23 protein-coding genes, 21 tRNA genes and 1 rRNA gene are annotated in these 25,051 nt (G+C 46.4%); 43 read left to right on the forward strand and 2 right to left on the reverse strand.

Annotated features, from left to right (window positions below):
* The first annotated feature begins 3 nt into the window (after nt 1–3).
* The 26 genes from rrf (at nt 4) to HQN90_RS34640 (ending at nt 5,296) form a co-directional block, all read left to right on the forward strand.
* A 5S ribosomal RNA gene (gene rrf, locus HQN90_RS34515) occupies nt 4–120 on the forward strand.
* 52 nt (nt 121–172) lie between these two features.
* Nucleotides 173–249 (forward strand) — tRNA-Ile (locus HQN90_RS34520).
* Nucleotides 250–273: 24 nt separating this feature from the next.
* Nucleotides 274–349, forward strand: a tRNA-Ala gene (locus HQN90_RS34525).
* A 3-nt stretch (nt 350–352) separates the two neighbouring features.
* Nucleotides 353–428 (forward strand) — tRNA-Asn (locus tag HQN90_RS34530).
* Nucleotides 429–455: 27 nt separating this feature from the next.
* A tRNA-Ser gene (locus HQN90_RS34535) sits at nt 456–543 on the forward strand.
* 24 nt (nt 544–567) lie between these two features.
* Nucleotides 568–641: transfer RNA gene (locus tag HQN90_RS34540), tRNA-Met, on the forward strand.
* Nucleotides 642–653: 12 nt separating this feature from the next.
* Nucleotides 654–745: transfer RNA gene (locus HQN90_RS34545), tRNA-Ser, on the forward strand.
* A 16-nt stretch (nt 746–761) separates the two neighbouring features.
* Nucleotides 762–836 (forward strand) — tRNA-Glu (locus HQN90_RS34550).
* Nucleotides 837–862: 26 nt separating this feature from the next.
* A tRNA-Val gene (locus HQN90_RS34555) sits at nt 863–938 on the forward strand.
* Between the two features lie 16 nt (nt 939–954).
* A tRNA-Asp gene (locus HQN90_RS34560) sits at nt 955–1,031 on the forward strand.
* Between the two features lie 23 nt (nt 1,032–1,054).
* Nucleotides 1,055–1,130 (forward strand) — tRNA-Thr (locus tag HQN90_RS34565).
* A 66-nt stretch (nt 1,131–1,196) separates the two neighbouring features.
* Nucleotides 1,197–1,278, forward strand: a tRNA-Tyr gene (locus tag HQN90_RS34570).
* A gap of 21 nt (nt 1,279–1,299) precedes the next feature.
* Nucleotides 1,300–1,372: transfer RNA gene (locus HQN90_RS34575), tRNA-His, on the forward strand.
* Between the two features lie 19 nt (nt 1,373–1,391).
* Nucleotides 1,392–1,463: transfer RNA gene (locus HQN90_RS34580), tRNA-Gln, on the forward strand.
* Nucleotides 1,464–1,487: 24 nt separating this feature from the next.
* A tRNA-Lys gene (locus HQN90_RS34585) sits at nt 1,488–1,563 on the forward strand.
* A gap of 75 nt (nt 1,564–1,638) precedes the next feature.
* Nucleotides 1,639–1,718: transfer RNA gene (locus HQN90_RS34590), tRNA-Leu, on the forward strand.
* A 39-nt stretch (nt 1,719–1,757) separates the two neighbouring features.
* Nucleotides 1,758–1,829, forward strand: a tRNA-Gly gene (locus HQN90_RS34595).
* Nucleotides 1,830–1,838: 9 nt separating this feature from the next.
* Nucleotides 1,839–1,909, forward strand: a tRNA-Cys gene (locus HQN90_RS34600).
* 14 nt (nt 1,910–1,923) lie between these two features.
* Nucleotides 1,924–2,009 (forward strand) — tRNA-Leu (locus tag HQN90_RS34605).
* 17 nt (nt 2,010–2,026) lie between these two features.
* Nucleotides 2,027–2,103, forward strand: a tRNA-Arg gene (locus HQN90_RS34610).
* Between the two features lie 22 nt (nt 2,104–2,125).
* Nucleotides 2,126–2,202, forward strand: a tRNA-Pro gene (locus HQN90_RS34615).
* 15 nt (nt 2,203–2,217) lie between these two features.
* A tRNA-Gly gene (locus HQN90_RS34620) sits at nt 2,218–2,288 on the forward strand.
* A gap of 498 nt (nt 2,289–2,786) precedes the next feature.
* The gene (locus HQN90_RS34625) at nt 2,787–2,948 is read left to right on the forward strand and encodes a hypothetical protein (protein WP_173227402.1); all 162 of its coding nucleotides are present in this window, start codon (nt 2,787–2,789) and stop codon (nt 2,946–2,948) included.
* 222 nt (nt 2,949–3,170) lie between these two features.
* A complete protein-coding gene (tenA, locus tag HQN90_RS34630; RefSeq protein ID WP_173227403.1) occupies nt 3,171–3,851 on the forward strand; it encodes a thiaminase II in 681 nt (226 codons plus the stop codon).
* Nucleotides 3,848–4,201 (forward strand): low molecular weight protein tyrosine phosphatase family protein, encoded by a 354-nt coding sequence (locus HQN90_RS34635; protein WP_173227404.1) that lies wholly within the window; start codon nt 3,848–3,850, stop codon nt 4,199–4,201. Before tenA ends, HQN90_RS34635 begins: the two co-directional genes overlap by 4 nt.
* Before the next feature lie 3 nt (nt 4,202–4,204).
* Complete coding sequence (locus tag HQN90_RS34640; RefSeq protein ID WP_173227405.1) at nt 4,205–5,296, forward strand: M24 family metallopeptidase; 1,092 nt, start codon at nt 4,205–4,207, stop codon at nt 5,294–5,296.
* A gap of 11 nt (nt 5,297–5,307) precedes the next feature.
* On the opposite strand, the gene HQN90_RS34645 is transcribed toward HQN90_RS34640, so the two are convergent.
* Nucleotides 5,308–6,192: a LysR family transcriptional regulator gene (locus HQN90_RS34645; protein WP_173227406.1), complete on the reverse strand. Its 885-nt coding sequence runs from the start codon at nt 6,190–6,192 to the stop codon at nt 5,308–5,310.
* Nucleotides 6,193–6,379: 187 nt separating this feature from the next.
* Here HQN90_RS34645 and HQN90_RS34650 point away from each other — a divergent pair, with 187 nt between their 5' ends.
* From HQN90_RS34650 to HQN90_RS34675, 6 genes are all read left to right on the forward strand, one after another.
* The gene (locus HQN90_RS34650) at nt 6,380–7,711 is read left to right on the forward strand and encodes a uracil/xanthine transporter (RefSeq protein WP_173227407.1); all 1,332 of its coding nucleotides are present in this window, start codon (nt 6,380–6,382) and stop codon (nt 7,709–7,711) included.
* A gap of 547 nt (nt 7,712–8,258) precedes the next feature.
* The gene (locus HQN90_RS34655; RefSeq protein ID WP_173227408.1) at nt 8,259–9,620 is read left to right on the forward strand and encodes an extracellular solute-binding protein; all 1,362 of its coding nucleotides are present in this window, start codon (nt 8,259–8,261) and stop codon (nt 9,618–9,620) included.
* Nucleotides 9,621–9,734: 114 nt separating this feature from the next.
* Nucleotides 9,735–10,619, forward strand: coding sequence for a carbohydrate ABC transporter permease (locus HQN90_RS34660; protein WP_079419761.1), 885 nt, complete (start codon nt 9,735–9,737; stop codon nt 10,617–10,619).
* 1 nt (nt 10,620) lies between these two features.
* Nucleotides 10,621–11,448, forward strand: a complete 828-nt coding sequence (locus HQN90_RS34665) for a carbohydrate ABC transporter permease (RefSeq protein ID WP_173227409.1) — start codon at nt 10,621–10,623, stop codon at nt 11,446–11,448.
* Between the two features lie 71 nt (nt 11,449–11,519).
* The gene (locus HQN90_RS34670) at nt 11,520–13,118 is read left to right on the forward strand and encodes a response regulator transcription factor (protein WP_173227410.1); all 1,599 of its coding nucleotides are present in this window, start codon (nt 11,520–11,522) and stop codon (nt 13,116–13,118) included.
* Nucleotides 13,119–13,243: 125 nt separating this feature from the next.
* A complete protein-coding gene (locus tag HQN90_RS34675) occupies nt 13,244–13,435 on the forward strand; it encodes a hypothetical protein (protein WP_079419741.1) in 192 nt (63 codons plus the stop codon).
* 94 nt (nt 13,436–13,529) lie between these two features.
* On the opposite strand, the gene HQN90_RS34680 is transcribed toward HQN90_RS34675, so the two are convergent.
* Complete coding sequence (locus tag HQN90_RS34680; protein ID WP_173227411.1) at nt 13,530–14,186, reverse strand: GntR family transcriptional regulator; 657 nt, start codon at nt 14,184–14,186, stop codon at nt 13,530–13,532.
* Nucleotides 14,187–14,396: 210 nt separating this feature from the next.
* Between HQN90_RS34680 and HQN90_RS34685 the strand changes: the two genes are divergently transcribed.
* The 11 genes from HQN90_RS34685 to HQN90_RS34735 all read left to right on the forward strand — a co-directional run bounded on the left by HQN90_RS34685 (nt 14,397) and on the right by HQN90_RS34735 (nt 24,596).
* Nucleotides 14,397–15,422 (forward strand): tyrosine-protein phosphatase, encoded by a 1,026-nt coding sequence (locus tag HQN90_RS34685; protein WP_173227412.1) that lies wholly within the window; start codon nt 14,397–14,399, stop codon nt 15,420–15,422.
* A gap of 40 nt (nt 15,423–15,462) precedes the next feature.
* The gene (locus tag HQN90_RS34690; protein ID WP_173227413.1) at nt 15,463–16,341 is read left to right on the forward strand and encodes a carbohydrate ABC transporter permease; all 879 of its coding nucleotides are present in this window, start codon (nt 15,463–15,465) and stop codon (nt 16,339–16,341) included.
* Between the two features lie 18 nt (nt 16,342–16,359).
* Nucleotides 16,360–17,193, forward strand: coding sequence for a carbohydrate ABC transporter permease (locus tag HQN90_RS34695; RefSeq protein WP_173227414.1), 834 nt, complete (start codon nt 16,360–16,362; stop codon nt 17,191–17,193).
* A 29-nt stretch (nt 17,194–17,222) separates the two neighbouring features.
* Complete coding sequence (locus tag HQN90_RS34700; protein WP_173227415.1) at nt 17,223–18,545, forward strand: ABC transporter substrate-binding protein; 1,323 nt, start codon at nt 17,223–17,225, stop codon at nt 18,543–18,545.
* 20 nt (nt 18,546–18,565) lie between these two features.
* Nucleotides 18,566–19,495: a metallophosphoesterase family protein gene (locus tag HQN90_RS34705; RefSeq protein WP_173227416.1), complete on the forward strand. Its 930-nt coding sequence runs from the start codon at nt 18,566–18,568 to the stop codon at nt 19,493–19,495.
* Between the two features lie 149 nt (nt 19,496–19,644).
* Nucleotides 19,645–20,409 carry an NUDIX domain-containing protein gene (locus tag HQN90_RS34710; protein ID WP_173227417.1) on the forward strand — a complete coding sequence of 255 codons (765 nt, stop codon included), beginning with the start codon at nt 19,645–19,647 and terminating at the stop codon, nt 20,407–20,409.
* 20 nt (nt 20,410–20,429) lie between these two features.
* Nucleotides 20,430–20,834 carry a hypothetical protein gene (locus HQN90_RS34715; protein WP_173227418.1) on the forward strand — a complete coding sequence of 135 codons (405 nt, stop codon included), beginning with the start codon at nt 20,430–20,432 and terminating at the stop codon, nt 20,832–20,834.
* A 5-nt stretch (nt 20,835–20,839) separates the two neighbouring features.
* Nucleotides 20,840–21,649, forward strand: coding sequence for a ribose-phosphate pyrophosphokinase (locus HQN90_RS34720; protein ID WP_173227419.1), 810 nt, complete (start codon nt 20,840–20,842; stop codon nt 21,647–21,649).
* Nucleotide 21,650: 1 nt separating this feature from the next.
* Nucleotides 21,651–23,138 (forward strand): nicotinate phosphoribosyltransferase, encoded by a 1,488-nt coding sequence (locus tag HQN90_RS34725; RefSeq protein ID WP_173227420.1) that lies wholly within the window; start codon nt 21,651–21,653, stop codon nt 23,136–23,138.
* Nucleotides 23,139–23,164: 26 nt separating this feature from the next.
* Entirely contained in the window at nt 23,165–23,638 is a 474-nt protein-coding gene (locus tag HQN90_RS34730; protein ID WP_173227421.1) for an NADAR family protein, read from the forward strand.
* A gap of 28 nt (nt 23,639–23,666) precedes the next feature.
* The gene (locus tag HQN90_RS34735; protein ID WP_173227422.1) at nt 23,667–24,596 is read left to right on the forward strand and encodes an ADP-ribosylglycohydrolase family protein; all 930 of its coding nucleotides are present in this window, start codon (nt 23,667–23,669) and stop codon (nt 24,594–24,596) included.
* Nucleotides 24,597–25,051: the final 455 nt, after the last annotated feature.

Below are 25,051 nucleotides of genomic sequence, written 5' to 3' on the forward strand. Positions count from 1 at the left end.
CTGTTTGGTGATGATGGCGGAGGGGACCCACGCGTTCCCATCTCGAACACGACCGTTAAGCCCTCCAGCGTCGATGGTACTTGAACCGCAGGGTTCTGGGAGAGTAGAACGTTGCCAAGCAGTACCCTTAGGGGTATTTTTTTTGCTGCCCTGTGAACGAGCTTATTCGTTAGGGCCCTTAGCTCAGCTGGTTAGAGCGCACCCCTGATAAGGGTGAGGTCGGTGGTTCGAGTCCACTAGGGCCCACCAATATTTCCTAAAAAGAACTAGTGAGGGGCCATAGCTCAGCTGGGAGAGCGCCTGCCTTGCAAGCAGGAGGTCAGCGGTTCGATCCCGCTTGGCTCCACCATATTCCCTGATAGCTCAGTTGGTAGAGCACTCGACTGTTAATCGAGTTGTCACAGGTTCGAGTCCTGTTCGGGGAGCCATTTTCTTACTTGTACTAGGCTTATCATGGAGAAGTGTCCGAGCGGCCGAAGGAGCACGATTGGAAATCGTGTAGACGTCACAAGCGTCTCGAGGGTTCGAATCCCTCCTTCTCCGTCTCTTAAGATATATGTTTCCTTTGGCGGCGTAGCTCAGCTGGCTAGAGCGTACGGTTCATACCCGTAAGGTCGGGGGTTCGAGCCCCTCTGCCGCTACTAGTTTGAATTGGAGAGATACCCAAGTGGCTATAAGGGGACCCTCTGCTAAGGGGTTAGACTGCGTAAGTGGTGCGAGGGTTCGAATCCCTCTCTCTCCGCCAGTAATTTTCTAAATAAGGCCCGTTGGTCAAGTGGTTAAGACACCTCCCTTTCACGGAGGTAACAGGGGTTCGAGTCCCCTACGGGTCACCATTCATTCCCACAGATTCATATCCCATGGAGGCTTAGCTCAGCTGGGAGAGCATCTGCCTTACAAGCAGAGGGTCGGCGGTTCGATCCCGTCAGCCTCCACCATATGTACAAACCACATGGAGCTGTGGTGTAGTGGCCTAACATGCCTGCCTGTCACGCAGGAGACCGCGGGTTCGAATCCCGTCAGCTCCGCCATTTTTGAACAAAGTAGAAAATATGCCGTTGTAGCTCAACTGGTAGAGCAACTGACTTGTAATCAGTAGGTTGGGGGTTCAAGTCCTCTCGACGGCACCAGAATTGTTCCCCAAAAAAGTGAAGCAACATCTCTTACTTTTTCAGGGATCGGTAAGGCTTTAATATGGAGGCTTAGTGAAGTGGCTAAACACGGCAGACTGTAAATCTGCTCTCTCCGAGTTCGGTGGTTCGAATCCATCAGCCTCCATATCCCTAATTTCATATTGTGGCGGTCGTGGCGAAGGGGTTAACGCACTGGTTTGTGGATCCAGCATTCGCGGGTTCAAGTCCCGTCGTCCGCCCATTATTATCAAAGCTTGATGGGGATTAGCCAAGCGGTAAGGCAACGGACTTTGACTCCGTCATGCCAAGGTTCAAATCCTTGATCCCCAGTATTTATTTTATTAATTGTATTATGAGTCATTAGCTCAGTTGGTAGAGCACCTGACTTTTAATCAGGGTGTCGTAGGTTCGAATCCTACATGACTCACCACTTTACCCCAAAAAGTGAAGTGAAAGCTTCGAAGGGAATTCCGATTACTTTTCGGGGGCCCCAGCATTAACATGCGCGCGTATGGCGGAATTGGCAGACGCACTAGACTTAGGATCTAGCGGGTGACCGTGGGGGTTCAAGTCCCTCTACGCGCATTAAATCCTCGGCAGTATTCATACTCCTGAGGTACCCATGCGGAAGTGGCTCAGCGGTAGAGCATCGCCTTGCCAAGGCGAGGGTCGCGGGTTCGATCCCCGTCTTCCGCTTTTTAATTTGGCGCTATAGCCAAGTGGTAAGGCAGAGCTCTGCAAAAGCTTTACCCCCAGTTCGAATCTGGGTAGCGCCTTATTACTATTGCAAGCCGGAGTGGCGGAATCGGCAGACGCACAGGACTTAAAATCCTGCGATAGGTGACTATCGTACCGGTTCAAGTCCGGTCTTCGGCATTATCCCAATAACATAAGCGCCCTTAGCTCAGCTGGATAGAGTATTTGACTACGAATCAAAAGGTCGGGAGTTCGAATCTCTCAGGGCGCGCCATTTTCATCAAGCTATACAATATCGGGACGTAGCTCAGCTTGGTAGAGCACCTGCTTTGGGAGCAGGGGGTCGCATGTTCAAATCGTGTCGTCCCGACCATTAATTTCATAACGCGCGGGCGTAGTTTAATGGTAGAACTTCAGCCTTCCAAGCTGATCGCGCGGGTTCGATTCCCCCCGCCCGCTTAACCTTAGTTTTATCTTAAACCCTTGTGTAGCAAGGGTTTTTCTTTGTCTACTTTTCGGCAAACGATTGAACTCTTCTGTAGGTATGGGCTTTTTCGTTTTGTGAAATTTCCAAGCGATTAGGAAAATCAAAATAGCCCTCTGTCCTGTAAAGGGATTGAGGGCTATTTTTGCTATATACGCTACATAATAATCATTTTAGTTGACCTGTTTCCTTCAGAAACTGCTCAACTTATTAATATCAGAAGTTGTCATTTTATGTAAGATGAAATGCTAATAGTCTTACTAATTCAAAAAACACGATTTCAACAGTTGTTGGAACCCCACATTCATCCCTCCCCATGGATAACAGTGTGGGTTTACACGCAAAAGGACCGTCAGGATGTTTTCTGACGGTTTTTCTTAATCTGAGAGGCTGAAAAACAGCCTTAAGTTGGCGGGGAAGTTCGAGATGAGCACCATAAGGCTGAAAAACAGCCTTACAGAGAGGAGAATGGTATGAATTTCTCCAAAGTGGCGGTCGAGAGGCTGAAAAACAGCCTTAAGTTGGCGGGGAAGTTCGAGATGAGCGCCGTAGGGCTGAAAAACAGCCTTAAAGAGAGGAGAAAGGGAGAATTCTCCAATCTACCCACCGAATGCGTCGCGGAACGCATGATTTAATAGTTCGAGCTCCACGTCCCAAAGGGGAGCGATGTCAGGACCGACCTGTTCATCGAACCAGTCGGAGAGTGCTTGTGATTGCAGCCATGCTCGACGATGAAGGGAAGGTTTAGCATGACCTTTTATATCTTACGAACCTTCAGGCGAAGGAAATTCGCAAAACTACGCTAAATATCGTATGCTTTTATTAGAAGCTTGAAGTTGAATAAAGGGGAAATTCGCATGTCATTTACGCAACATTTGATACATAAATACCAAGAGGCTTGGCGTCAAACACAGCAGCATCCTTTTGTACAAGAACTTGGGGCAGGCACGCTGGATCGTAATAAATTCCGTTTTTATATGGTTCAGGACTATTTATATTTAATAGATTATGCAAAGTTGTTTGCTTTAGGAGCAGTGAAAGCAACGGATTTGAAGACGATGGGAGAGTTTGCCACTTTGCTGCACGCGATCCTCCACGAGGAAATGGGGCTGCACCGCTCTTACGCGGCTCAGTTTGGAATTAGCGAGAAGGAGCTGGAGCAGGCAGAACCTTCGCCGATTACGTTGGCATACTCCCATTATATGCTGCATGTCGCACAGAACGGGGCGTTAGCTGAACTGACCGCAGCACTGCTGCCCTGTATGTGGAGCTACTGGGAAATCGGCTGTATGCTTAAGCAGATACCGGGAGCAGCGGAGCATGTGGATTATGGAGAATGGGTACGCATGTACAGTTCGGAGGAGTTTGGCGCATTAGCGCAGTGGTGCATCGGTTTGATGGATCGTTTGGCGGAAGGGAAGTCCGGCGACGATCTGGCTAGGCTGGAAACGATATTCGTAACAACGACAAGGTATGAGACGATGTTCTGGGAGATGGCTTATCAGGAGCAGATGTGGCAAGTAGGGGTGTCTGAATGATCGTGGATGGCGGCGGCCCATTAAAAATTCTTTTTGTATGCAGTCGCAATAAATGGAGAAGCCTTACAGCGGAAAAGATTTTCGCCGGAACTCCTGGATACGAAGTTCGGTCAGCAGGGACGGAAGAGCAAGCCAGAGTGAAAATAACAAGCGGGCACGTAGGGTGGGCAGATGTCATTTTCGCAATGGAGAAGAAGCACGTTAGACGCATAAAAGAGAAGTATCACGACTCATTAAGTAATAAGAAATTGATATGTTTGGATATTCCGGATGATTATCGATTCATGGATGAGGAATTAATTGAGATATTGAAATCACGAGTTTCGGACTATTTAGACCTGGAGGAATAGAAGATGAATCAACGAAAACATAAACTAAACGCGCTTATTGAAAATGAAGGGCTGGATATCGCTTTTATTACCTTGCCTAAGCTGATTTATTACTTTACGGGTTTCTATTCGGATCCTCATGAGAGATTTATGGCGCTTGTGTGCGTGAAAGGGGAGGAGCCTTTTCTGTTTGTACCGGTGCTTGACCACGAAAAGGCGGCAAGAGTGTCGAGCGTGAAAGCTATTTTCTCCCATAAGGATGAAGAAAATCCGTACGCTGTTCTTAAGACACACCTTGGAAGTCATATCTCCAAAATAGGCATTCAAGCCGATCACTTAAATGTAAAGCGATATTTGGCCTTGATGGAGATCACGGGGGCAGAGGCAGCAATTGACATAGAGCCCATGCTCAATTCGATTCGCAGAGTGAAAGGCGAGGATGAAGTTGCGATTATCAAACGGGCAATTGGTTGTATTGAAGAAGTGATACGTACAACGTTGCCTCTGATAAAGCCGGGTGTAACCGAACTGGATATCGTAGCTGAAATGGAATACCGCATGAAGCGGCTAGGAGCGGATGGTCCCTCTTTTGATACGATGGTACTGGCGGGAGAGAAGTCTGGGCTGCCTCACGGAGTGCCAGGGAATGATCGGGTTCGCGAGGGCGAGCTGCTGCTTATAGACACAGGCGTATTTGTGGATGGTTATGCTTCGGACATTACGCGCACGTTCGCCGTTGGGGAAATCAGCGCTAAGCACAAGGACATCTATGACGCTGTATTGCAAGCTAATCTACGTATGATTGAGGCTGGACGCCCCGGTGTTGCGATAGGGAGCTTGGACACTGCTGCGCGTGAGGTTATCGCTAACAGAGGCTATGGCGAGTATTTCATAACTAGGGCGGGACACGGCTTAGGACTGGAAATTCATGAATACCCGTCCATTTATGGAGGGAATCCAGATCCCTTAATTGAAGGTATGGTCTATACGGCGGAGCCAGGCATTTATATATCAGGGCTTGGCGGCGTCCGCATCGAGGATAACGTACTTGTAACCGCCAATGGGGTCGAGGTGCTGACTTCCTTCCCTAAGGAATTAACGGTAATCGGCGGTTAACCTTGTTGAATTTATGGCTCGGACGTCATGGTCCCTACCAGTTCTACGAAACGTTGCCCTGCCTTTGATAAGTAGTGCTGCTTAAGCCAAATAAGCGCGGAAGAAGCTGAAACTTCGGAGTCCTCGATATGGAAGGCTTGGACACGGTAGCCGCGGTGCTTCTTAAGAACGGTTTCCGGAACGATCGTGCTCCCGAAGCCTGATGAGACTAACTCCATAAGAATGGCAATGTCCGAACATTCACCAATGATGTTCGGACTTATATTTTTCATCCGAAACTCCTCTAGAATTAATTGAAAGATGCCCAAACCATCTGTACTTGGAAGTATGAGAGCATGCTGGGAGACCTGTTCGAGGCTAACGCTTGTGCTGTTTCCCAATTGCGGCTCTGAGGAGACAAAATAGAAGGACTCCTTCTGCAGCTGCAGGACGGTATAATCATCAAGAAGCAGCGGTAATCGAACGATGGCCAGCTCAATGATTTTTTCTTTGACCAACTTGGCAAGCTGTGAGGACTCATTTTGCTGGATTTTATAGGTGATATGCGGATAGGACTCCCGAAATGTCTGTAGGATTGTAGGCAACTGGTAGTAGGATATTGTATTGACTCCAATGGACAAGGTGCCTCGGACACCACTTCCAATTTGTGTGACCTCGGTTTGCGCTTCCTCCATATCCTTCGTAATTTTAATGGCGTAGCGCTGTAGTGTTGTACCTGCTTCTGTTAACTGCAAATATCGCCCCCTTTTTTCAAACAGCTTAACGCCTAATTCCTGCTCCAACTGTTTTAATTGCTGGCTAAGCGGAGGTTGTGCCATATGCAGCTTCTTCGCAGCCGCGGTGATCTGCTTTTCCTCAGCAATGGTTAGGAAGTAACGGAGTTGTCTAATATCCATCGTATTTCTCCTTTTATGTATATGTAAATCGTCTGTTAAAGCTATTAAATATATATTATTCCTATGATGACTCTCATGTTATCATATTTCTGCACAATCCTTTTGTAAATTTGCACAAAGCGATACGTGGAAGGATGTGCAAAGGAAGGAAGATGGACGATGCATCAAGAGAAACTCAGTGAAATGAATGGTTAATCCAATATCGCCGAAAATCTGGCTAGCTGGTGTCCAGTGGCTATTTTTCATGTTTACGAATACGTTTGTCGTTCCGCTTTCGCTAGGCCACGCTTTTGGGCTGGCACCTGGTGAAATCGCGGCATCTTTGCAGCGTTCTTTTATTTTGACGGGTGTACTCTGTATCCTGCAAGCGTTATGGGGACATCGGTATGCCGTGATGGATGGGCCTGCCGGACTATGGTGGGGGCTTGTGCTTAATCTATGTGCTTCGGCACCGTCTGTGGGATTAAGTTTAACGGAGGTAGGCGGAGGGCTTGCCAGTGGATTTCTATTGGCTAGCTTGACGATGATCGTACTTGGAAGTTTGGGCTTCGCCTCTTTTTTAAAGAAAATTTTCACGCCTATCGTCATGGGGGTCTCTTTATTTTTGTTAACGATTCAATTAGTTATGAACTTTTTTAAGGGCATGCTGGGGATGAATAGCGCGGGGGAAGTAGACCTAAAGGTTGCTGCTTTATCTATCGTTATTGCCATCTTTGTTGTCATCGTTAATTTGAAGGGATCCCGTGTGATTAGCAGTTATTCGATTCTAATTGGCATCGTTGTCGGCTGGATTGCTTATGTGCTGATCTTTCCCTCCACCCATCAGGTTCAGGAGAAAGCCGGCTCCCTAGTCGCACTTTTCCCATGGGGAGCGCCGAATATGCAGATGGGGATTATTCTAACGGCCTTTATTGTTGGCTTAATCAACATGACCAATTCCATTACGTGCCTAGCGACGGTGGAGAAACTGTACAAGACGAAAACATCGGACTCGCAATATAAACGTTCTTATCTGCTGACTGGCGTTTTCACCATTTTCTCGGCTTGCTTCGGGCTTCTGCCTTTTGGATTATTTACTTCTTCCGTAGGGCTGTTGGAAAGTACTAAAATTCTAGAACGCAAAGCGCTTATTATCGGTGGAGCGATGTTCGCTATGCTAGGACTCATTCCGGCTCTTAGCGGCTTGTTCTCATCACTGCCGACTAGTGTAGGCAATGCTGTGCTGTTCGTTGCTTACTTGCAGATGTTCGGCACGTCGCTTCGCACGATTCAAGGGTTTCAGTTCAATTCGAAGACCGTACACCGGATTGCGCTTCCTGTCCTCCTGGGCATCTGCATCATGAATATTCCGCCGCAGGCGTTCGCGCTGCTTCCACTCTACATTCGCCCGTTGATTAGCAATGGGTTGGCGATGGGAGTCATTTTATCTCTAGTGCTTGAGACGGCGATCAATTGGAGCAAATACGAGCTGCCTGCAGCAGCTGAGCCGCTCGCCATGTCAGAGACGAAAAAGGCCTAAATAGCAAAGGGGCTGTCCATAAGTAGATAAACCTACTTGAGGGACAGCTTTTTTGCTTTTTTGATTGGGATTCGGAGAGGCTCGACTTTCTCTAAACCTGCAATTATACATCTTTTTTGCTCTTGGAATAGCCTCAACGATTAAATTCCTGCGTTTGTGCAGGTTTTTGAGGCTTTTTCTGAATGTACGGCTGAAAAAGATAAAAATACCTGCACAATTGCAGGCATTTCCACTTTTTAACCAAATTCGCTCGGAAATTCCTGTATTTTCGCAGGCTTTTACACTTGGGTGAACGGATCTGATCTGGAAGCCCCTTCATCCCACATGAAAGTAATCAACCCCATCATCTATCGACGCTTTCCTACTTAATTTGGCTTATGGGACAGCCCCTTTTTTTGCATCTGCTTGCAGCAGCCGTCTGCGGTAATTGCCTTTATATGGAGAATTTTATCCCTGTTTTCTCGATATGTCAGCCTATAATTTGCCATTCTGTGTTTCTATAATGAGAGTGTAGGAACAAAAGTTAACCATTTGTAGGAGGTCAAGAATGAAAAAGACGAAAAGTGCATTATCTGTGGCAATGGTTATGGCAATGGCAGCAACTTCGGTAGCATGCGGTACCGGCACTGACACGAAGACGGCGGCTACATCGGCAACGCCCACACCAGCAGCTTCAGCAGCAGCTAAACCGGTTGAGTCTGAGAAGCCAAAAGAGTTCAAGATGACTTTGCGCCATACAGAAATCAGAGATACGGCGAAAGCGAATCTGGCTATTTTGCAAGATGTCGTCAAAGCAACGGAAGCCGCCGTACCTGGCTTGAAGTTTGAGCTGGATGGCGTTGAGGATGTTGTCAATCGCGATACGAAACTCAAAGCCGAAATGCAAGCAGGCAGTCCGCCTCCTATTTTTGACTTATTCGGTGGTGCAGATACTCAGAATTATTCGAAGGCTGGCCGCTTGCTTGATCTGACGCCTATTATTGCGGAGCTTGGTTTGAAAGACAAATTCATGAACTTGAACGAATTCACGGTTGACGGCAAAGTGTATGGTCTGCCTAGAGCAGGATTTGTTGAAGGCGTTTTCTATAACAAAAAATTATTTGCGGATGCAGGCGTTCAAGTTCCTAAGACGTGGGATGAGTTCTTGAAAGTGTGTGAAGCGCTCAAAGCAAAAGGGATTACACCAATTGCCATGGCCGGCGGTGCTGGAGATGGCTGGGTGCTTAACATGCTTACCAATACATTGTTCGTACGTTTGGGCGGACCCCAAATTCAAGAAGGCTTCGCGCCTGGCAAAACGAAATGGACAGATGCTCCCGTTGTAGAAGCATTCAAGAAAATGGAAGAGCTGAAGCAAAAAGGCTACATCGATAAGAACGTGATCTCAACGAAATATGCAGACGGTCAAGCTAAATTCTATACAGGTCAAGCAGGCATGCTGTTTGATGGAAGCTGGGCATCCTCGGGTATCATGGGTAAGAACTCCAAAGTCGCTGATGACGCAAGCTTCTTCAATTTCCCTAACATGGGCGGCCCCGGGGACGACATGATTAACGGAGGCTGGTCAAACGGTTACGGATTCTCATCGAAATTGACGGATAACGAGTTGAAAGCGGTTAAAGCCTTTATCAAAAACTTCTATACAGAAGCTAATCAAAAGAGAGCCCTGAAAGAATCCGGCAATATCCCAGCTATGAAGTTGAGCGATATTGGCGATGCTAAAGGATTAATCGCTGACGTTGTTCAAGGCCAGCTATCCGCGAAGAAAGGTGCCTTCCCGGCATTTGACGCGCTGGTTACACCAGCCGTTAAGAAAACGCTGGAAGGCGCGATGGAGGAGTTGATGGGCGGTAAAGTAACGCCGCAAAAAGTGGCGGAGAAAGTCCAAGCCGCACAAGACGCCAAATAACACGCCAAATAACAATCAGGGCACCACACCAAAGCGGTGGTGTCCTAATTGTTGCTAATGGAAGCAGAACTCCCGCGGGCAGCTATGTCATTAATATCGAAAGATGGGGATCACATGAATAAAGTATTGCGCAATCCACTCGCCTACGCGTTGTTTGTCGTTCCAGCCCTGTTGCTTTATATGACTTTCTACATCCTTCCCATGATCAGCTCGTTGAAATACGCGGTAACTAGCTGGAACGGAATTAATGAAGCAACATTTAATGGTTTGGACAATTTTGTTAAGGCTTTTCAGGATGAGAAGTTTTGGGTCGCCCTGAAAAACAATATTTACTTCGTTTTGTTCTCGGTGTTTATACAAATTCCGCTCATTATTTTCTTTGCAATTTTGATCAGCGGTGCGCGCAGATTCCTCGGATTTTACAAAACGACTGTATTTTTGCCCAGTGTGCTGTCGACGGCAATTGTCGGCGTCATCTGGCAGTTCATCTATCACCCTGACGCCGGTCTGATCAATCAGGTGCTGCGCGCCATGGGGCTTGAGAAATGGACACACGGTTGGCTTGGTGAAGAGGGCTATTCCATGCTGGCCATACTCGTCACCAATGCTTGGCAGTGGACAGGATTTTATATCGTGCTGGTGTTAGCCGCTATATTTTCGATATCCAAAGAAGTGCAAGAAGCAGGAGAAATCGACGGCGCAGTTGGGTGGTTGAAAGCTCGCCACATCACAGTGCCGCTTATTCGGCCGGTCATTCTAGTTGTCATGATGCTTTCGATCACCGGAGCTATGAAGGCACTGGACATCGTATTTATTATGACGAAAGGCGGACCCTTCGGAAGCTCTGAGGTCATGGCCACTTACATGTACAAGCAAGCTTATTCGATGTCGTTATTTGGCTATGCGAATGCCATATCTATCATCATTTTCTTATTTACGGTCGTATTGACGCTGATCTTCCATTTGCTCACCAAAAGGTCTGAGGAGGTCGAATACTAAGATGAAGAAACAAACAACGGGCACGATGCGACACCTCATTCTCCTGATCTATATCATTATTGTTCTGTATCCGCTGCTGTTTATCCTGAATTCATCATTCAAAAATAATTCGGAAGTCGTCCTGCATCCATGGGGACTGCCCGAAAAATTCGATTTTCAAAACTACGTAGATGCATTTACGAGTTCCAGAATTGGCACTTATTTTATCAATAGCTTATATATCAGTACGATTGCAACAACTGCAGCCATCCTATTTGCAACGGCAATTGCTTATGCGGTCACGAGAATGAAGTATCCCAAGCTGAGCAAGCTGGTGTATGGAACACTGCTGATCTCGCTGCTCATATCGCCAGCGTCGCTGCTTATCCCTTTGTATATCATGATTAGAAATCTAGGCATTTACAACACGCCTTTTGCTTTAATCGTTCCTTATACGGCTTTTGGTATTCCGTTGTCGGTGTTTGTCATAGCGGCCTTTTTGAAATCCATTCCAAGGGAGCTGGAAGAGGCGGGAATTATGGATGGGCTTTCGGTATATGGCTTGCTTATACGTATTATCATGCCGTTGACACTGCCTACGCTTGTGACCGTATTTATATTGAATTTTATGGGACATTGGAATGAATTCATTATGGCAAATTTATTTTTATCCAGTCAAAATCTGCGAACACTGCCTGTAGCTGTTGTTTCCTTCATGGATAAATTCCAAATGAACTACGGCGCTCTAACGGCATCCGTCATGATTAGTGCAATACCGGTCATTCTTGTTTATACGGTCCTGCAGCGACATATTATTCAAGGGGTTACCTCGGGAAGTGTGAAAGGGTAAGGAGTCGAAGCTGATCTGCCGCTCACGCCAGAAATGGTTATGCCTAACTCTTGATAAGGGAGGGGTTCATCATGTTGAAAGCGTTGCTTGTTGACGATGAAATAAACATTTTACGCAATTTGCAAAGTGTTATTCCATGGGAGAATATCGGTATAGAAATTGTTGGAACAGCTGAGAACGGTGCCAAGGCATTGGAACTTGTGGATCGTCTTAGACCCGATTTGGTGGTATCCGATATTAGCATGCCGATTATGGACGGGATCACGTTCGTTCAAAAGCTGCGAGAGCGTGGTATACCTTCTGAATGTGTGATGTTAACCGGATATCAGAGCTTTGAATACGCCAGATCGCTGATGCGGTACGGAGTTAAGGAATATATGATGAAGCCAGTGGACTATGATGAGCTTGAGAGGGTTATCCGGCGTACCGCGGCTTCCATTCTAGAGAAAGAGCTGAAAGCCAAGCAAGAGCAAAGAGTAAGGAACAGCGCGGTCAATTTAGTGTACGAGAAGAATTTGCACGATTTATTGCTAGATTGCTCATCTGTAGATATTCATTTGACTCTAGATGAAGAAGGAAAGAAACTGGATCTGGATAGGGCAAAGTACTTGCTGCTGCTTGTTGATCTTGAGCACTATGCACAGCTGTCGTTGGGGTGGGACGAGAAGGAGCGGAAGCTTTGGAACTTCGCCATTTACAACGTATTAAGCGAAGTGCTTTGCAGCGAGAATCGAAATTATACCGTTTTGCAAATGCGAGAAGGCGAATGGTGCTTATTAATTGAACAAGCAGGAGACAAGCTTGCTGACGAAGATATCAACCGGGCTGGGAGCTGGGCTGAGCTTATTCGAGAGAGTGTAAGAAGCAGCATTAAGCTGGATGTTCATGTTAGCATTTATGTAGAATGGATTCCTATTTCTGGCCTAGGGAACGCCTACAAGCGAGTTCATTGGGAGAGCAGTCTATCTCCAGCCAGCGTTACTTATGTAGCAGCAGCCCAAGGTCAGGGCGCAGCGCAAATACAGCTCGATATGCTGTGGAAATTAACGGAGGATATGGTCACAGGTCTCAAGCAATGCAGCCGGATGAAAACCGAAGAAGCGATGCAAGCACTTAATACTCATTTGAAAATAATTCCGGATTCCTCTCTGCTGCGTGTGCGGCAAATTATTCACTACTTCGTGCTCAATCTCATCCGTGAGATGCGTGAGGTCAACATGCTGACGCAGTCAGAAGAGGATGCCATCTGGGTTAAGCTTAATCAATGCATTCGGGTGAAAGACGTGCTGCTAGTGATGAATGAAATGGTCAGCCAATGTCTTGTCGTATTTGTCAGCAAGAAGACAAGCGTCGTTCTGATGGAATCCGCACAGGCGTATATTCACGAACACATGTCCAAGGACATCGGCATTGATGAGCTTGCCAGCACTTTGGGGATTAGCAACAGTTATTTTAGTTTGCTGTTCAAGCAGCATTTTGGCGTTACTTTTGTGGAATATTTGACGAAGCTCCGGATGGAGACAGCCAAGGCTATGCTGGAAACGAAGGAGCGCAGAGTAGCGCAAGTCAGTAAATCAGTCGGTTATTTGGATGGACGATATTTCATGAAGCTGTTTCATCGATATACCGGAATGACACCTACCGAATATAGAACCAGTAGAAGGAATTAAGCGGCAACCAGTGGCCTACATGATGTGCTTTTGAGAAAAGTCCCAAGACTAATGGACAAGGATAACCGAATATACATAAACGGAATCATCAGAAAGTTGGGTAACAACTAGGAGGTGTTTCACGAATGGTTTATTGGTTGGTGGCCGTTGTCATTGTCGTGCTTGGTTTACTGATTATCGCAAGTATGAGAAAGCGAAAAGTTGTGGATTCAACGGATTTGAAAACACATAAGCCGTGTTCCTACTGTAATGAGGAAATCGCCATTGATGCGGAGGTATGCAAGTATTGCAGGGGTGTGGTTGTAAGTTCGAATTAACAGCATATGAAATAAAAGAAACAACGGTCAGTTCGCAGCAGTGCGAGTTGACCGTTGTTTTTGTTTGGCGAAGGTTCTCATCGTCATCTGTTTCTTAGCTGTCAAAGCCTGGCACATCCATCGCAGTCCGATACAGGATTCTCTCAAAGGCTTCGACCAGAGACTGCTTGGCTTCACCATAGTTCCCCTGAAGGATCGAATCGTAAACCGATTGGTTGATCCGGTTGGCGGAATAATGCTGCAGATGGGGCGTTTGCTTCCAGTGAAGCAATGATTTCATAACGACTTTGTCTTTGTAGGAATCGATTAACATTAGCATGGTATCGTTATCGGCTGCGGAAATGACAGTTCGTCTAAACAGAACGGAATTTTCGATGTATGACTTATAGTCGTTTTTCTGACTTGCTTCTATTTGAATATCCAGATATGTTTTCAACTTCTTCGTATCAAATGCATATTCACGCAATACGGCCTGATCCAATACGTATAGTTGCAGCGCTAATATCGATTCATAAATGTGAATAAGTTCTTTGTGCGAGATATCCTTCACCAAGATGCCCCGTTTGTTGAACGAAACGATAAATCCTTCCGATTCCAAACGCGAGAGTGCGGAGCGTATCGGAGTACGGCTCATATTAAATTCAATGGCAAGCTCGTTTTCGGATAAAACCGTTCCAGGCAAGTACTCGCAGGAGACAATTTTCTGGCGAATATTAGTATAGGCGATGGATTCCAAGGATAATTTGGACATTCTCAAATGTTCCCTTCAGCGTGATTTCACTTGAATTCTACACGGATTGATTCGATGTTGCAATAAAAAATGTCACCTGCCCCACTTAGGGAACCGCAGTGTTTTCGTTAATAAATTCTTCATTCGACGTTAATATCCATCTAACAAATCGATTGTACACTTATATGTATACAATAATGTATACATAAGGAAGGGGCTCTACAAATCGAAATGAAGATTCAGTTATCCAAGGTAGAAGTTCAACGTATTGGCAATCGCATGCACTTGCAATGGAAATCAGATGAGGCATTGGGGAAGGTGAGCATATTCACAGGGTTGTCCCCGCTTGAAGCACATGATCCATTGGCTGAAACGGATGTCCGTATCTCATCCTTATCATTCCACGACCCGAATCCGGGACGAAGAACCTATTTTATATTGAAATCCGAATATGGGGGAGCTCGAATAACCGCCGAAAGGAGGCTGCCGCTCCAAGGCTCCTTGAATTTTCGCGATATGGGCGGATATGAGACGAGTGATGGCCGTTACTTAAAATGGGGGATGTTATATCGATCGGAAGAACTGATCGGTTTGACGGAGGCTGATCGACTTTACTTGCACAATTGTGGACTCAAGCTCATTTGCGATTACCGAGCAGAGTACGAGGCTGAATTGAAACCGAACCCTTCTATTGAGAATGCGAGGCAAGTGGGCATTCCCATCGAAGTGGAATCATCCAGGCATCGTTCCCGCATGAATTACATGGACATGATCGCCAACGACATGCTGCATTTGCTAGGTCCAGCGGGAGAAATGTTGACATTTGCCAATGAGCGGTATGTATCTGATTTTGCGAAGTCATATGCGATTTTGTTCGATCTTCTGTTAACGCCAGGCAACCTGCCTATGGTACAGCATTGCGCCGCTGGAAAGGATCGCACAGGGTTCGGATCTGCGCTTGTTCTATTGGCTCTGGGCGTACCCGAACAAACGATCATGGAAGATTATCTGCTAACCAATGCGTTCAGGGAAGAGGCAGACCAACAAATTCTTGCCTCCATTAAACCAAAGCTTAAGCGTGAAGCGGATGGCGAAGTTTTATTGGCCATGATGCAAGCAAGAGCGGAGTATTTGCAGGCGGCTTTTGATGAAATTTATGTGCGGTACGGAAACATGGATCGTTATTTGGAAGAAGCGCTTGGTTTAACCATTTCCAAACGGAAACAGCTTCAAGACATGCTGCTGACAGACATGTGATCGGCCTATAACCCTTATGGCAAAGGAGAGAACAAATTTCATGCGGCGAAGTCATCGTCTCGATTACCGACCCTATCTTTGCATCTTGCCTGCGTTGATTGGTTGTCTCGTGTTTACGGTTTATCCCGTTATCTACTTATTTTATCTTAGCCTTTATAAAGTTGATCTGTTAAGCAATACGTGGGTGTTTGTCAATTTGCAAAATTATCTGGATTTAGCTCATTCTCAGGGTTTCCTCCAGGTTTTACGAAATTCGGTCATGTATTCTTTTTGTACAGTCGCTATATCTTGTTGTTTATCACTTATCCTTGCTCTTCTATTGAACCGTCCCGGCAGGCTGCATCAATTTGTTCAGACGGCGGTGTTTTCACCCCATATCATCCCGTTAGTTTCCATTTCTTTGTTATGGATGTGGATGATGGACAAGGATTACGGGCTTCTGAACCTGATGCTCGAGTGGCTTCACTTGCCCAAACTATTGTGGATCGATAGTCCGGCAACTTCCTTGATGTCGCTGATTCTGGTAGCTATCTGGAAAAGCCTCGGCTTTAACATTTTGCTGATTATTGCCGGTATGCACGCCATCCCAGTGCCTGTGCTTGAAGCGGCGCGGTTGGATAGTGCAAATCCGTTCAAACTTGTTACCAAGATCATCATTCCGCTGTTATCGCCGACGCTCTTCTTTATGCTGACCGTTAATATCATCAGTTCTCTACAGGTGTTCGATTCTGTTAAAGTGCTGACAAGCGGAGGGCCTTCCAACTCTTCGAATGTGCTAGTCTACTGGATTTACCAGACGGGATTCGAGTTCTATAAATTTGGTGAGGCTTCGACGGGGGCCGTTATCCTGTTTGTCATTGTGTCCATGGTGACGATGGCGAACTTCCTGATCCTCCGTTCCCGGATTCATTATCATTAAACGAAAGGCGGTCATCGGATGAGCAAGCGCGTATTAGGCGTAACGATCCCGGAAGCGGCAGGGTTACTTTTATTGCTGGCAGTCGGACTGATCTATTTGTTCCCGTTTTATTGGATGATTGTGACATCCCTCAAGACGCTGCCGGAAACGTTGGTTTTTCCGCCGTCCTTTTTCCCGAAGCAATTGAAATTCGAGAATTATGTGGATGTATGGCGAACAGGGCCATTTCCCCGTTATGTGTTTAACAGTTTCCTCGTTGCCATATCGGCTACGGCCCTGCAACTGGTTGTCGCCATACCTGCGGCCTATGCGTTTGCACGGAAACGATTCAAAGGTTCCAAGATCATATACGGCCTGATTCTGTCAGGCATGATGCTTCCCATGCAGGTTGTCATCATTCCGATCTATTTACTGCTGAGCAAATGGGGCCTGATCAACACGTATGCGGCATTGATCATTCCTTATATGGTATCGCCATTTGCCATTTTCCTGCTATCTGAATCATTTAAGCAGTTACCCGAGGACATCATCGATGCGGCCAAGATGGAGCAGATGTCCGAGGGGAGACTCGTGTGGAGCATGCTGCTTCCGATGATTAAGCAAATTGTAGTTACGGTTACGCTGCTGCTTTTTATTACCCATTGGAACGATTTGTTCTGGGTATTAATTATGACCAGCAGCGAAAAGCTTCATACCCTGACGGTGGGCATGATCAAATTGACGAATACCGAAGGAACGCACTGGCAATTGCTGATGGCTGCCAACGTTATTCTTGTGGCCCCGATCTTTGCGATCTATGTGTTTGCCAGTAAACACATCAAGTCCGCTTTTACCTACAGCGGCATTAAATAGATAAAAACTTATTTGAAGGAGAGAACCTGATGAAGAAGCTTTCATTGATGCTCATGGTTTCATGCATAACCGTCTTATCCATTGCCGGGTGCGGAGGTAACGGGGGAAACAACGCCACTGGTGATAAAGCAGGCTCCGCGAAAGCGGAGAATACGGCGGCTTCCAAAACGAAAATTGACTATTGGTATGCGCAAGCAGCTCAGCTTAGCAAAGCTACAGAAGAAATGATCAGCAAGTATAATGCCAGCCAATCCGCAGTCGAAGTAACCGGTGTGAACCTAGGGGATGGCAGCGCGCTTGCCACTAAGCTCCAAGCCGCAATTCTCGCGGGAAATCAGCCAGCCGTTGCGATGCTCGCGACGACGCAAACGTCAGAGTTCGGCTTGTCCCATGCATTGGAAGATTTGAAAGCTTACTTTTCAAAAGAGGAAATAGCCGCTTTCCACCCTGGCATGTTGAATAACGCCATGATCAAGGATCAATTGCTCGGAATTCCTTTTTATCGAAGCACATTCGTCATGTACTACAACAAAAACATGCTGCGCGACGCAGGTCTTCCGGACATAGGGCCGAAAAATTGGGAGGAACTGAAATCGTTCGCTTTGAAAACGACTGATAAAAACAAATCCGTTGTTGGTTTTGAAATGCCGATTGATGTCATTTTCTTCGAAGACGGTGTGTTCCAGCAAAAAGGAGAAATGTTCTCTTCCGACGAGAAGCGGGTCGCTTTCGACAATGAAGCGGGTTACGCCACAGTCAAGCTGTATCAGGATATGATGAAGGACGGATCGATGAAAATACCTTCCGGTCAGGATTCGAACGCGCATCTATCGGCGATTAACGATTTCATCTCGCAGAAAGCAGCAATCGTTTGGACAACATCAGCGACCATGCCTACGATCCTTGAAGGAGCGAAGGATAAATTCGAGCTTGGGGTTGGCTTTCTGCCGGCAGGGCAGCAATTCGCCGCAAGTACAACCGGCTCTAACCTGACGATCATGGCGAAGTCTTCCGTTCAGGAGAAGAAGGCTGCGGCAGCTTTCATCAAATGGCTTGCGCAGAAGGAAAATGTCGCTCAATTGAGCGAAACAACGGGATATATTCCCGTGACGAAGGAAGCGAAGGATAGCGATCGCATTCAGCAGCTATGGGCCAAAACACCGCAATATCGCGTTGCGTACGATCAGCTTGATTTCGCTCGCGCAAGGCCGACGATGAAAGGGTACAAAGAAATATCGATTAAAATTCAGGATGAAATCAAAAAGGCTCTGCTGGATACTTCCATTGCTCCGCAGGACGCGGTGAAAGCAGCAGCGAAACAGGTTCAACAATTATTAGACGCCCAAAAATAACCGAGTAAGGGGATGCCAGCATGAATATGTTCTATGATGAGCTGCTTTTCAGAACGGACAAGCGGCCATGGATCGGGGAATTGCCGCAGACATCGACGAAAGATTTTAACTTTGCCATCATGGGGGACCGCAGCGGCTTTGCGATTGAAGGCGTATTTGAAGAAGCGCTCAGGCAGGTGAAGCGTTTGAACCCGGACTTTGTCGTTGCCGTCGGAGATTTAATCGAAGGATATTGGCAGCAGGCGGAAGGCGCTCATCGTGAGTGGGACGAGCTTGAACGCCATATTCACAGCTCAGGCTTGCCGTTCTTTCCAGTTGCAGGAAATCATGATTACGGTAATGAAGTAATGAAGAAGGTATGGCAGGAACGCAAAGGCATCGATTACTACGCCTTCCGTTACGGCAACGTCTTGTTCTTGGCTCTGCATACGGAGGAACCGCAGCATGCTCTTTCCCCTGAACTTGAACTCGCGTTCCGCGAGACGGAACTACGCAGCAAGCGTGAGCCTGAACAAGCCGAAGAAGTGATCAGGGAACTGCTTGAGAGCATTGCCGAACAGACGAAAGACGTTAAGAACAAGCATGTGCCGAGTCCATGTATCGGGGAGGAGCAGTTTGCTTTTATCGAAAAAACGCTCCATGACCATCCAGATGTAGATATGACCTTCGTCATCACGCATCAGCCCGTTTGGAAAACGGACTCGGTTGTATACGCACGTTTGCTTCAGGCATTGAGTGCCAGACCTTTTACGATGCTCGCCGGACATTTTCATAAATTGGAATTCACAAGGGTTGCCGGCCATGCACATATCCAAATGGGGAGAACAGGCGCAAACAAACACAAAGCAGGATTGGACGATTTTCATCATATCCTATGGGTAGCTATGAAGGATGGGCTGCCTACCTTTACGGCTATTAAGCTGGAGGGCATGCTAGCGTTAGATGCATAGTTGTAAAGTAACCGTGATGGCCCGCTTATAGCGCGGCCTTTTTTTTGTATATGTTTTCTTTATTTTCTCAACACCCATTGACTTTCATTCTAATTATGTCATAATGATAATATCAAAACGAAATAATCAATTCAGGCTGGTGAAACCACATGGTCGAAAACGAGTCCAACTATTCCATAAGCAATTATCGAACACCTGACGGAGCGCCAACTGATATCGTCATTTTTACCATCATATCGCAAGAGAAACATACAGGTAAGAAAGCACTGCCAACTCGAGAACTGCACGTGATGCTTATCCAGAGGAAAATATGGCCCTACGAAGGCAAATGGGCTCTTCCTGGTGGCTTTACGAAAGAAACAGAGACAGTGCATGCTTGCGCTATGCGGGAGCTGAAAGAAGAAACAGACGTGGAACACGTCCATCTCGAATATTTTAATGTTTACAGTGACCCTGGACGAGATCCGAGGGGATGGATCATCTCTCATGCCTTTCTGGCTTTAGTGAATGAGAATTTGTTAGCCAACCGCAAAGCCGCGGTCGATGCATCGGAGGTTCATTTGTTCCCAGTAGATGAAGCTCTAACTATGGATCTAGCCTTTGATCATCGGCAAATTCTGGTGGATGCCCTGCACCAAATTCGTCTGAAGATGCTCACGACTACGATCGCCAAAGAGTTCCTTCCGGAGGAGTTTACGATAGGCGAGCTGTATCAAGTCATTCAAGCGGTCGTGCCAGAATTCGAGGAAAAGAATTTTATTCGGAAAATTACTTCCACGCAGAGCCGAAAAGGAATTATTGAGGAAGCTCGCCATCCAGACGGCACCTTAAAGAGCTCAAACAAATATTCCCAACGGGCAGCCCAGTTGTATCGCTTCACAGAGGTCGAACCCCAGCTTTCCATTTATAGTTAAAAGAAGGCGGTGACGTTGATATGGATTTCTACTTAGAGGATGCAAATGTCATTGAACGACTCGTTACGGAGTGGAAAAAATATAATAACCTAGTGATCGCTTATGATTATGACAACACTGTCTATGACTTTCATCGCAGAGGCCATCAGTACCATGATGTCATTCAGCTTTTGAGAGAATGCAAGGCGTTCGGGGCTCACTTAGTCGTATTTACAGCTAGTGCGGATGCTAACTTTCCGAGCATTATCAACTACCTGGAAGCTAACGAGATTCCGTTTGATGCCATTAATGAAAGCCCAAGCTTTGTACCTGTCGCCGGCGGCAAAAAGATTTATTTCAATATCCTTCTCGACGACCGAGCAGGACTCAGCTCCGCTTACCATTGCCTGCAAGCAGCCTTGACCATCATAAAAGAAGGAGCGTGATCATCGTGATCCTATTAAATGGCACTGAATTAGTCTTCAAAATGTTCCCGAACGGCGAGACGCTGGTCGATGGCGAGCAACTCCTTAACGAGGTTAAGGTTCATAATGAAATTGCTTTTAAATACGAAAACGACAGCGATTTAATCAAGCTGATGTTCGTGAAGAATTTTTTGAACGATCATAACTTCCAAGCTTCGCTGATTATTTATTACATGCCCTACAGCCGCATGGATCGCGTGGAGGGTTCGTCGGTTTTCACTTTGAAGTATGTGGCGAATTTCATCAATGCGTTATCTTTCGACAAGGTGACGCTAATCGAGCCTCATTCCGATGTTTCGCTAGCACTTATTAATAAAAGCATCGCAAGATACCCGACCATTGAATTGCTTGATCAAGTCGTTGCCGCTACAGCTTTCAACCCAGCCGTCGATTACTTGTTCTTCCCGGATGCAGGAGCACAAAAGCGCTACAGCAAAATCAAAGGCTATCAACAGCTGGTTGGCTTTAAGGTAAGGGATTTCCAAACAGGCCAAATTAAAAAGTTGGACGTTGTGGGAAGCATTGAGAACGAGGGCTTTAAAGCTATCATTGTGGACGACTTATGCTCATATGGCGGAACTTTCATGCTGAGCGCGGAGAAGTTACAAGAAATCGGTGCTTCCGAGATTTATGTACTCGTCGGTCACTGTGAGACAGCGATTTTCAAAGGGAAGATTCTTGAATCCGATGTAATCGATAAAGTATTTACAACGAACACCATATTAGAGCCAACCGATCACCCCAAAATTCATATATTCAACATAGGAGGCGTGTAAAATGACAAAACCATTCATCTACCCAGCAACCCTGCTTTGCGATTTCTATAAGGTGAGCCATAAGAATCAATACCCGAAAGGGACTGAGCTTGTATATTCAACTTGGACAGCGCGCACGAGTCGCTTGGAAGGAATTAATGAAGTTGTCGCTTTTGGCTTCCAATCGTTCATTAAGGAATATCTCATTCAATATTTCAATGATAACTTCTTTGCAAGACCCAAAACGGAAATCGCTGCTGAGTACAAAAGGGTGCTTCAATACGCGCTCGGTGCCCAGGATCCTGACGCTTCGCATATCGAAGAGCTGCATGATTTAGGATATTTGCCGATCAAGATTAAGGCCATTAAAGAAGGAAGCTTAGTGCCAATCAAAGTGCCTATGCTGACCATAGAAAATACGAAGCCGCAGTTTTTCTGGCTGACCAATTATCTAGAAACACTCATGTCCTGCCAGCTTTGGATGCCTGCAACGAGTGCTACGCTAGCTTTGGAATACCGCAAAATTCTTGAAGAATTTGCAGTGAAAACGAATGGCGATACCTCGGCTGTCCCTTTTCAAGGACATGATTTCTCGATGCGCGGCATGAGCTCACTTGAAGCTGCGAAAATCAGCGGTGCCGGGCATTTGCTCTCTTTTACAGGGACAGATACGATTCCGGCGATTCTTTATCTGGAAGATTACTACCATGCTGATATTGAAAAAGAGCTAGTCGGCACTTCAATTCCGGCAACAGAGCACAGCGTGATGTGTGCGCATGGCACGGACGAAATGGCCTCATATCGATACCTGATCAAGGAAGTATACCCAAGCGGGTTCGTATCCATTGTGTCGGACACTTGGGATTTATGGAGCGTGCTGGATGTTGTGGTTCGCGGGTTAAAAGAAGATATCCTCAGCCGTGACGGCAGAGTCGTCATTCGTCCGGACAGCGGAGATCCTGTCAAAATCATCTGCGGCGATGCAGAATCAACGAATGAATTTGAACGCAAAGGCGTCATTGAAATCCTGTGGGATATCTTCGGCGGCACAACGACAGAGAAGGGCTTCAAGCAGTTAGACAGCCATATTGGCGCTATTTATGGGGATGCAATTACGATTGCCCGCTGCCGGGAAATTTGTGAAAAGCTAGCGGCAAAGGGCTTCGCTTCGACCAACATGGTTTACGGCATTGGCTCGTACACGTACCAATACAATACGCGGGATACGTTTGGTTTTGCGTTGAAGTCGACGTTTACTATCATTAATGGCGAAGAACGCAAGATTTTCAAAGATCCCAAAACCGACAGCGGCCACTTTAAAAAGTCGCAAACGGGGCTCGTGCTCGTCACGGAGAAGGACGGGAACATCAATTACACAGATAATCTGAGTGTAGAGGAATATGCCAAGCGTGAAGCTGAAGATTTGCTTGAGGTTGTATATGAGGATGGAAAGCTCGTCCGTGATCAAGCTTTGGCGGAAATCAGACGGGAGCTTATGAGAAACCTCTAAATGACGGAGGGAGAAGGATAATTCGTATGGAAAGATTTACATTTTTTTGGAGAACGGAATCGCCGTTTTCGCAGTGGCACCCCTGTCGCTTTGTCATCGCGGGTATCTCCTTTAATTGCGCAGAACAATACATGATGTACATGAAAGCGATAAGTTTTGAAGACAATTTGATGGCAGATAAAATTCTGGCAAGAAGCTCACCGTCCGAACAAAAGCGATTGGGCAGAAGTGTCTCAAACTTTAAGGCAGATCAATGGCAGCGGGTATGTAAACAGATTGTTTATGACGCTAACTATGCCAAATTTACGCAAAATCCTGAACTCAAGGATCACTTGCTCGCAACAAGCGGTACAACAATTGTTGAAGCAAGTCCTGATGATAGAATCTGGGGAATCGGATTAGCGGAGGATCATCCCCATGCCAAAAATCGCAGTAAGTGGCGGGGCACCAATTGGCTTGGTGAAATTTTGACCCAGCTTCGAGAGGATCTTAGCAAGTAAATAGCAGGAAGGGAAAGGAGTTATTTTCATGAAAAATCAAGTGCTAGCTGGACTTCTCGGACTTAGCGTAGGCGATGCCTTAGGCGTGCCTGTTGAATTTAAGCCTAGAACGTATCTGCAGGAAAATCCGGTTAGAGATATGATTGGTTATGGAACTCATCATCAGCCAGCGGGTACATGGTCAGACGATAGCTCCTTAACCTTTTGTTTAGCAGAAAGTTTATGCAGCGGGTATGATATTTATGATATCGGCAATAAGTGCGTCCAGTGGTATCACAAAGGGTATTGGACTCCACATGGCAAGGTTTTCGATATTGGAAATACAACCGCATTGGCGTTAGATACTTTGTGTTATGAGCTTATTCGTCCCGATTTGGCGGGACTGACAGGGACGCGCAGCAATGGGAATGGCTCGTTGATGAGAATTCTGCCGCTTGCCTATGTGCTGAAAAACGCAGCCTTCGAAGAGAAGGTGCCGATGATCACGGCCGTTTCCTCGATTACACATCGGCATATGCGGTCAATCCTAGCTTGCGTTATCTATGTGGAGCTTGCGTGCCAGCTTTTGAATGGATTTACGCTTCGCGAAAGCTATGCGCAAATGCAAAACACGGTCAAAGCGTATTACCAGGATGAGCCAGAATTAGCTCACTTCAAGGCTGTTCTGGATGCAAATATCGCGGACAAAAGCGAAGATGAGATTCACTCTTCCGGCTATGTGGTTCATACTCTCGAAGCAAGCTTATGGTGTCTGTTCAATAGCGGGACGTATGAAGAAGCGGTCTTAAAAGCGGTGAATCTAGGCGAGGATACCGATACGACGGGTGCTGTAGCAGGTGGGTTAGCAGGTCTTCTATATGGTATTTCTTCTATCCCAGAAACTTGGATAAACGCATTAGCAGGCAAAGATCGAATTGTTGATTTGGCGGATAGATTTACGCAGAAATTGTTGTCATGATGCCATTGTGATAGGCACAAATGCGAGCTGTTGGAATTCGGCTGACTTGAAAGGGAACAGGAGTACGCTATTTTGGGGAAAAGGCGATTATTTCTGCTCAAGCGGAAATAGGGGACGCTATTTCGACGTTTGCAGCTTCAAACCACGCCTGTTTCAACAAATAGCGGATCTCAGTTCCGTTTGATTCAGATTTAAGCTGAAAATCATGAAATAGCGTACTGTAGTTCCGCTTGCCTCATAGTGCATGCTAAGAATTTCAATAAATCCCCCAAACCGCCAGCCAGAAGCGGGTTGGGGGATTTGTAGTTATTTGCGAAGTTACCGTTCCTATAGCTGGGCAGAAGCCTTTGTCAACTGCTGAGCACCTTGCTCAGACTGTGCAATTTCATCGGAAACCTGCTGCATTCCGCCTTGCACATCCAATCCACTTCACCAATATGTTACTTTTCGTAATT

It is taken from the genome of Paenibacillus alba (assembly GCF_013204855.1).
In the GTDB taxonomy this organism is placed as follows: Bacteria; Bacillota; Bacilli; order Paenibacillales; family NBRC-103111; genus Paenibacillus_E; species Paenibacillus_E alba.

Bases quoted from the DNA above. Each gene is read 5' to 3' on its own strand.
- HQN90_RS34660 (WP_079419761.1), top strand. From the start codon at position 9,735: ATGAATAAAGTATTGCGCAATCCACTCGCCTACGCGTTGTTTGTCGTT.
- HQN90_RS34730 (WP_173227421.1), top strand. From the start codon at position 23,165: ATGGAAAGATTTACATTTTTTTGGAGAACGGAATCGCCGTTTTCGCAG.
- HQN90_RS34650 (WP_173227407.1), top strand. From the start codon at position 6,380: ATGGTTAATCCAATATCGCCGAAAATCTGGCTAGCTGGTGTCCAGTGG.
- HQN90_RS34655 (WP_173227408.1), top strand. From the start codon at position 8,259: ATGAAAAAGACGAAAAGTGCATTATCTGTGGCAATGGTTATGGCAATG.
- HQN90_RS34735 (WP_173227422.1), top strand. From the start codon at position 23,667: ATGAAAAATCAAGTGCTAGCTGGACTTCTCGGACTTAGCGTAGGCGAT.
- HQN90_RS34680 (WP_173227411.1), bottom strand. From the start codon at position 14,186: ATGTCCAAATTATCCTTGGAATCCATCGCCTATACTAATATTCGCCAG.
- HQN90_RS34625 (WP_173227402.1), top strand. From the start codon at position 2,787: ATGAATTTCTCCAAAGTGGCGGTCGAGAGGCTGAAAAACAGCCTTAAG.
- tenA (WP_173227403.1), top strand. From the start codon at position 3,171: ATGTCATTTACGCAACATTTGATACATAAATACCAAGAGGCTTGGCGT.
- HQN90_RS34700 (WP_173227415.1), top strand. From the start codon at position 17,223: ATGAAGAAGCTTTCATTGATGCTCATGGTTTCATGCATAACCGTCTTA.
- HQN90_RS34705 (WP_173227416.1), top strand. From the start codon at position 18,566: ATGAATATGTTCTATGATGAGCTGCTTTTCAGAACGGACAAGCGGCCA.
- HQN90_RS34690 (WP_173227413.1), top strand. From the start codon at position 15,463: ATGCGGCGAAGTCATCGTCTCGATTACCGACCCTATCTTTGCATCTTG.
- HQN90_RS34645 (WP_173227406.1), bottom strand. From the start codon at position 6,192: ATGGATATTAGACAACTCCGTTACTTCCTAACCATTGCTGAGGAAAAG.
- HQN90_RS34675 (WP_079419741.1), top strand. From the start codon at position 13,244: ATGGTTTATTGGTTGGTGGCCGTTGTCATTGTCGTGCTTGGTTTACTG.
- HQN90_RS34695 (WP_173227414.1), top strand. From the start codon at position 16,360: ATGAGCAAGCGCGTATTAGGCGTAACGATCCCGGAAGCGGCAGGGTTA.
- HQN90_RS34635 (WP_173227404.1), top strand. From the start codon at position 3,848: ATGATCGTGGATGGCGGCGGCCCATTAAAAATTCTTTTTGTATGCAGT.
- HQN90_RS34715 (WP_173227418.1), top strand. From the start codon at position 20,430: ATGGATTTCTACTTAGAGGATGCAAATGTCATTGAACGACTCGTTACG.
- HQN90_RS34725 (WP_173227420.1), top strand. From the start codon at position 21,651: ATGACAAAACCATTCATCTACCCAGCAACCCTGCTTTGCGATTTCTAT.
- HQN90_RS34670 (WP_173227410.1), top strand. From the start codon at position 11,520: ATGTTGAAAGCGTTGCTTGTTGACGATGAAATAAACATTTTACGCAAT.
- HQN90_RS34710 (WP_173227417.1), top strand. From the start codon at position 19,645: ATGGTCGAAAACGAGTCCAACTATTCCATAAGCAATTATCGAACACCT.
- HQN90_RS34665 (WP_173227409.1), top strand. From the start codon at position 10,621: ATGAAGAAACAAACAACGGGCACGATGCGACACCTCATTCTCCTGATC.
- HQN90_RS34640 (WP_173227405.1), top strand. From the start codon at position 4,205: ATGAATCAACGAAAACATAAACTAAACGCGCTTATTGAAAATGAAGGG.
- HQN90_RS34685 (WP_173227412.1), top strand. From the start codon at position 14,397: ATGAAGATTCAGTTATCCAAGGTAGAAGTTCAACGTATTGGCAATCGC.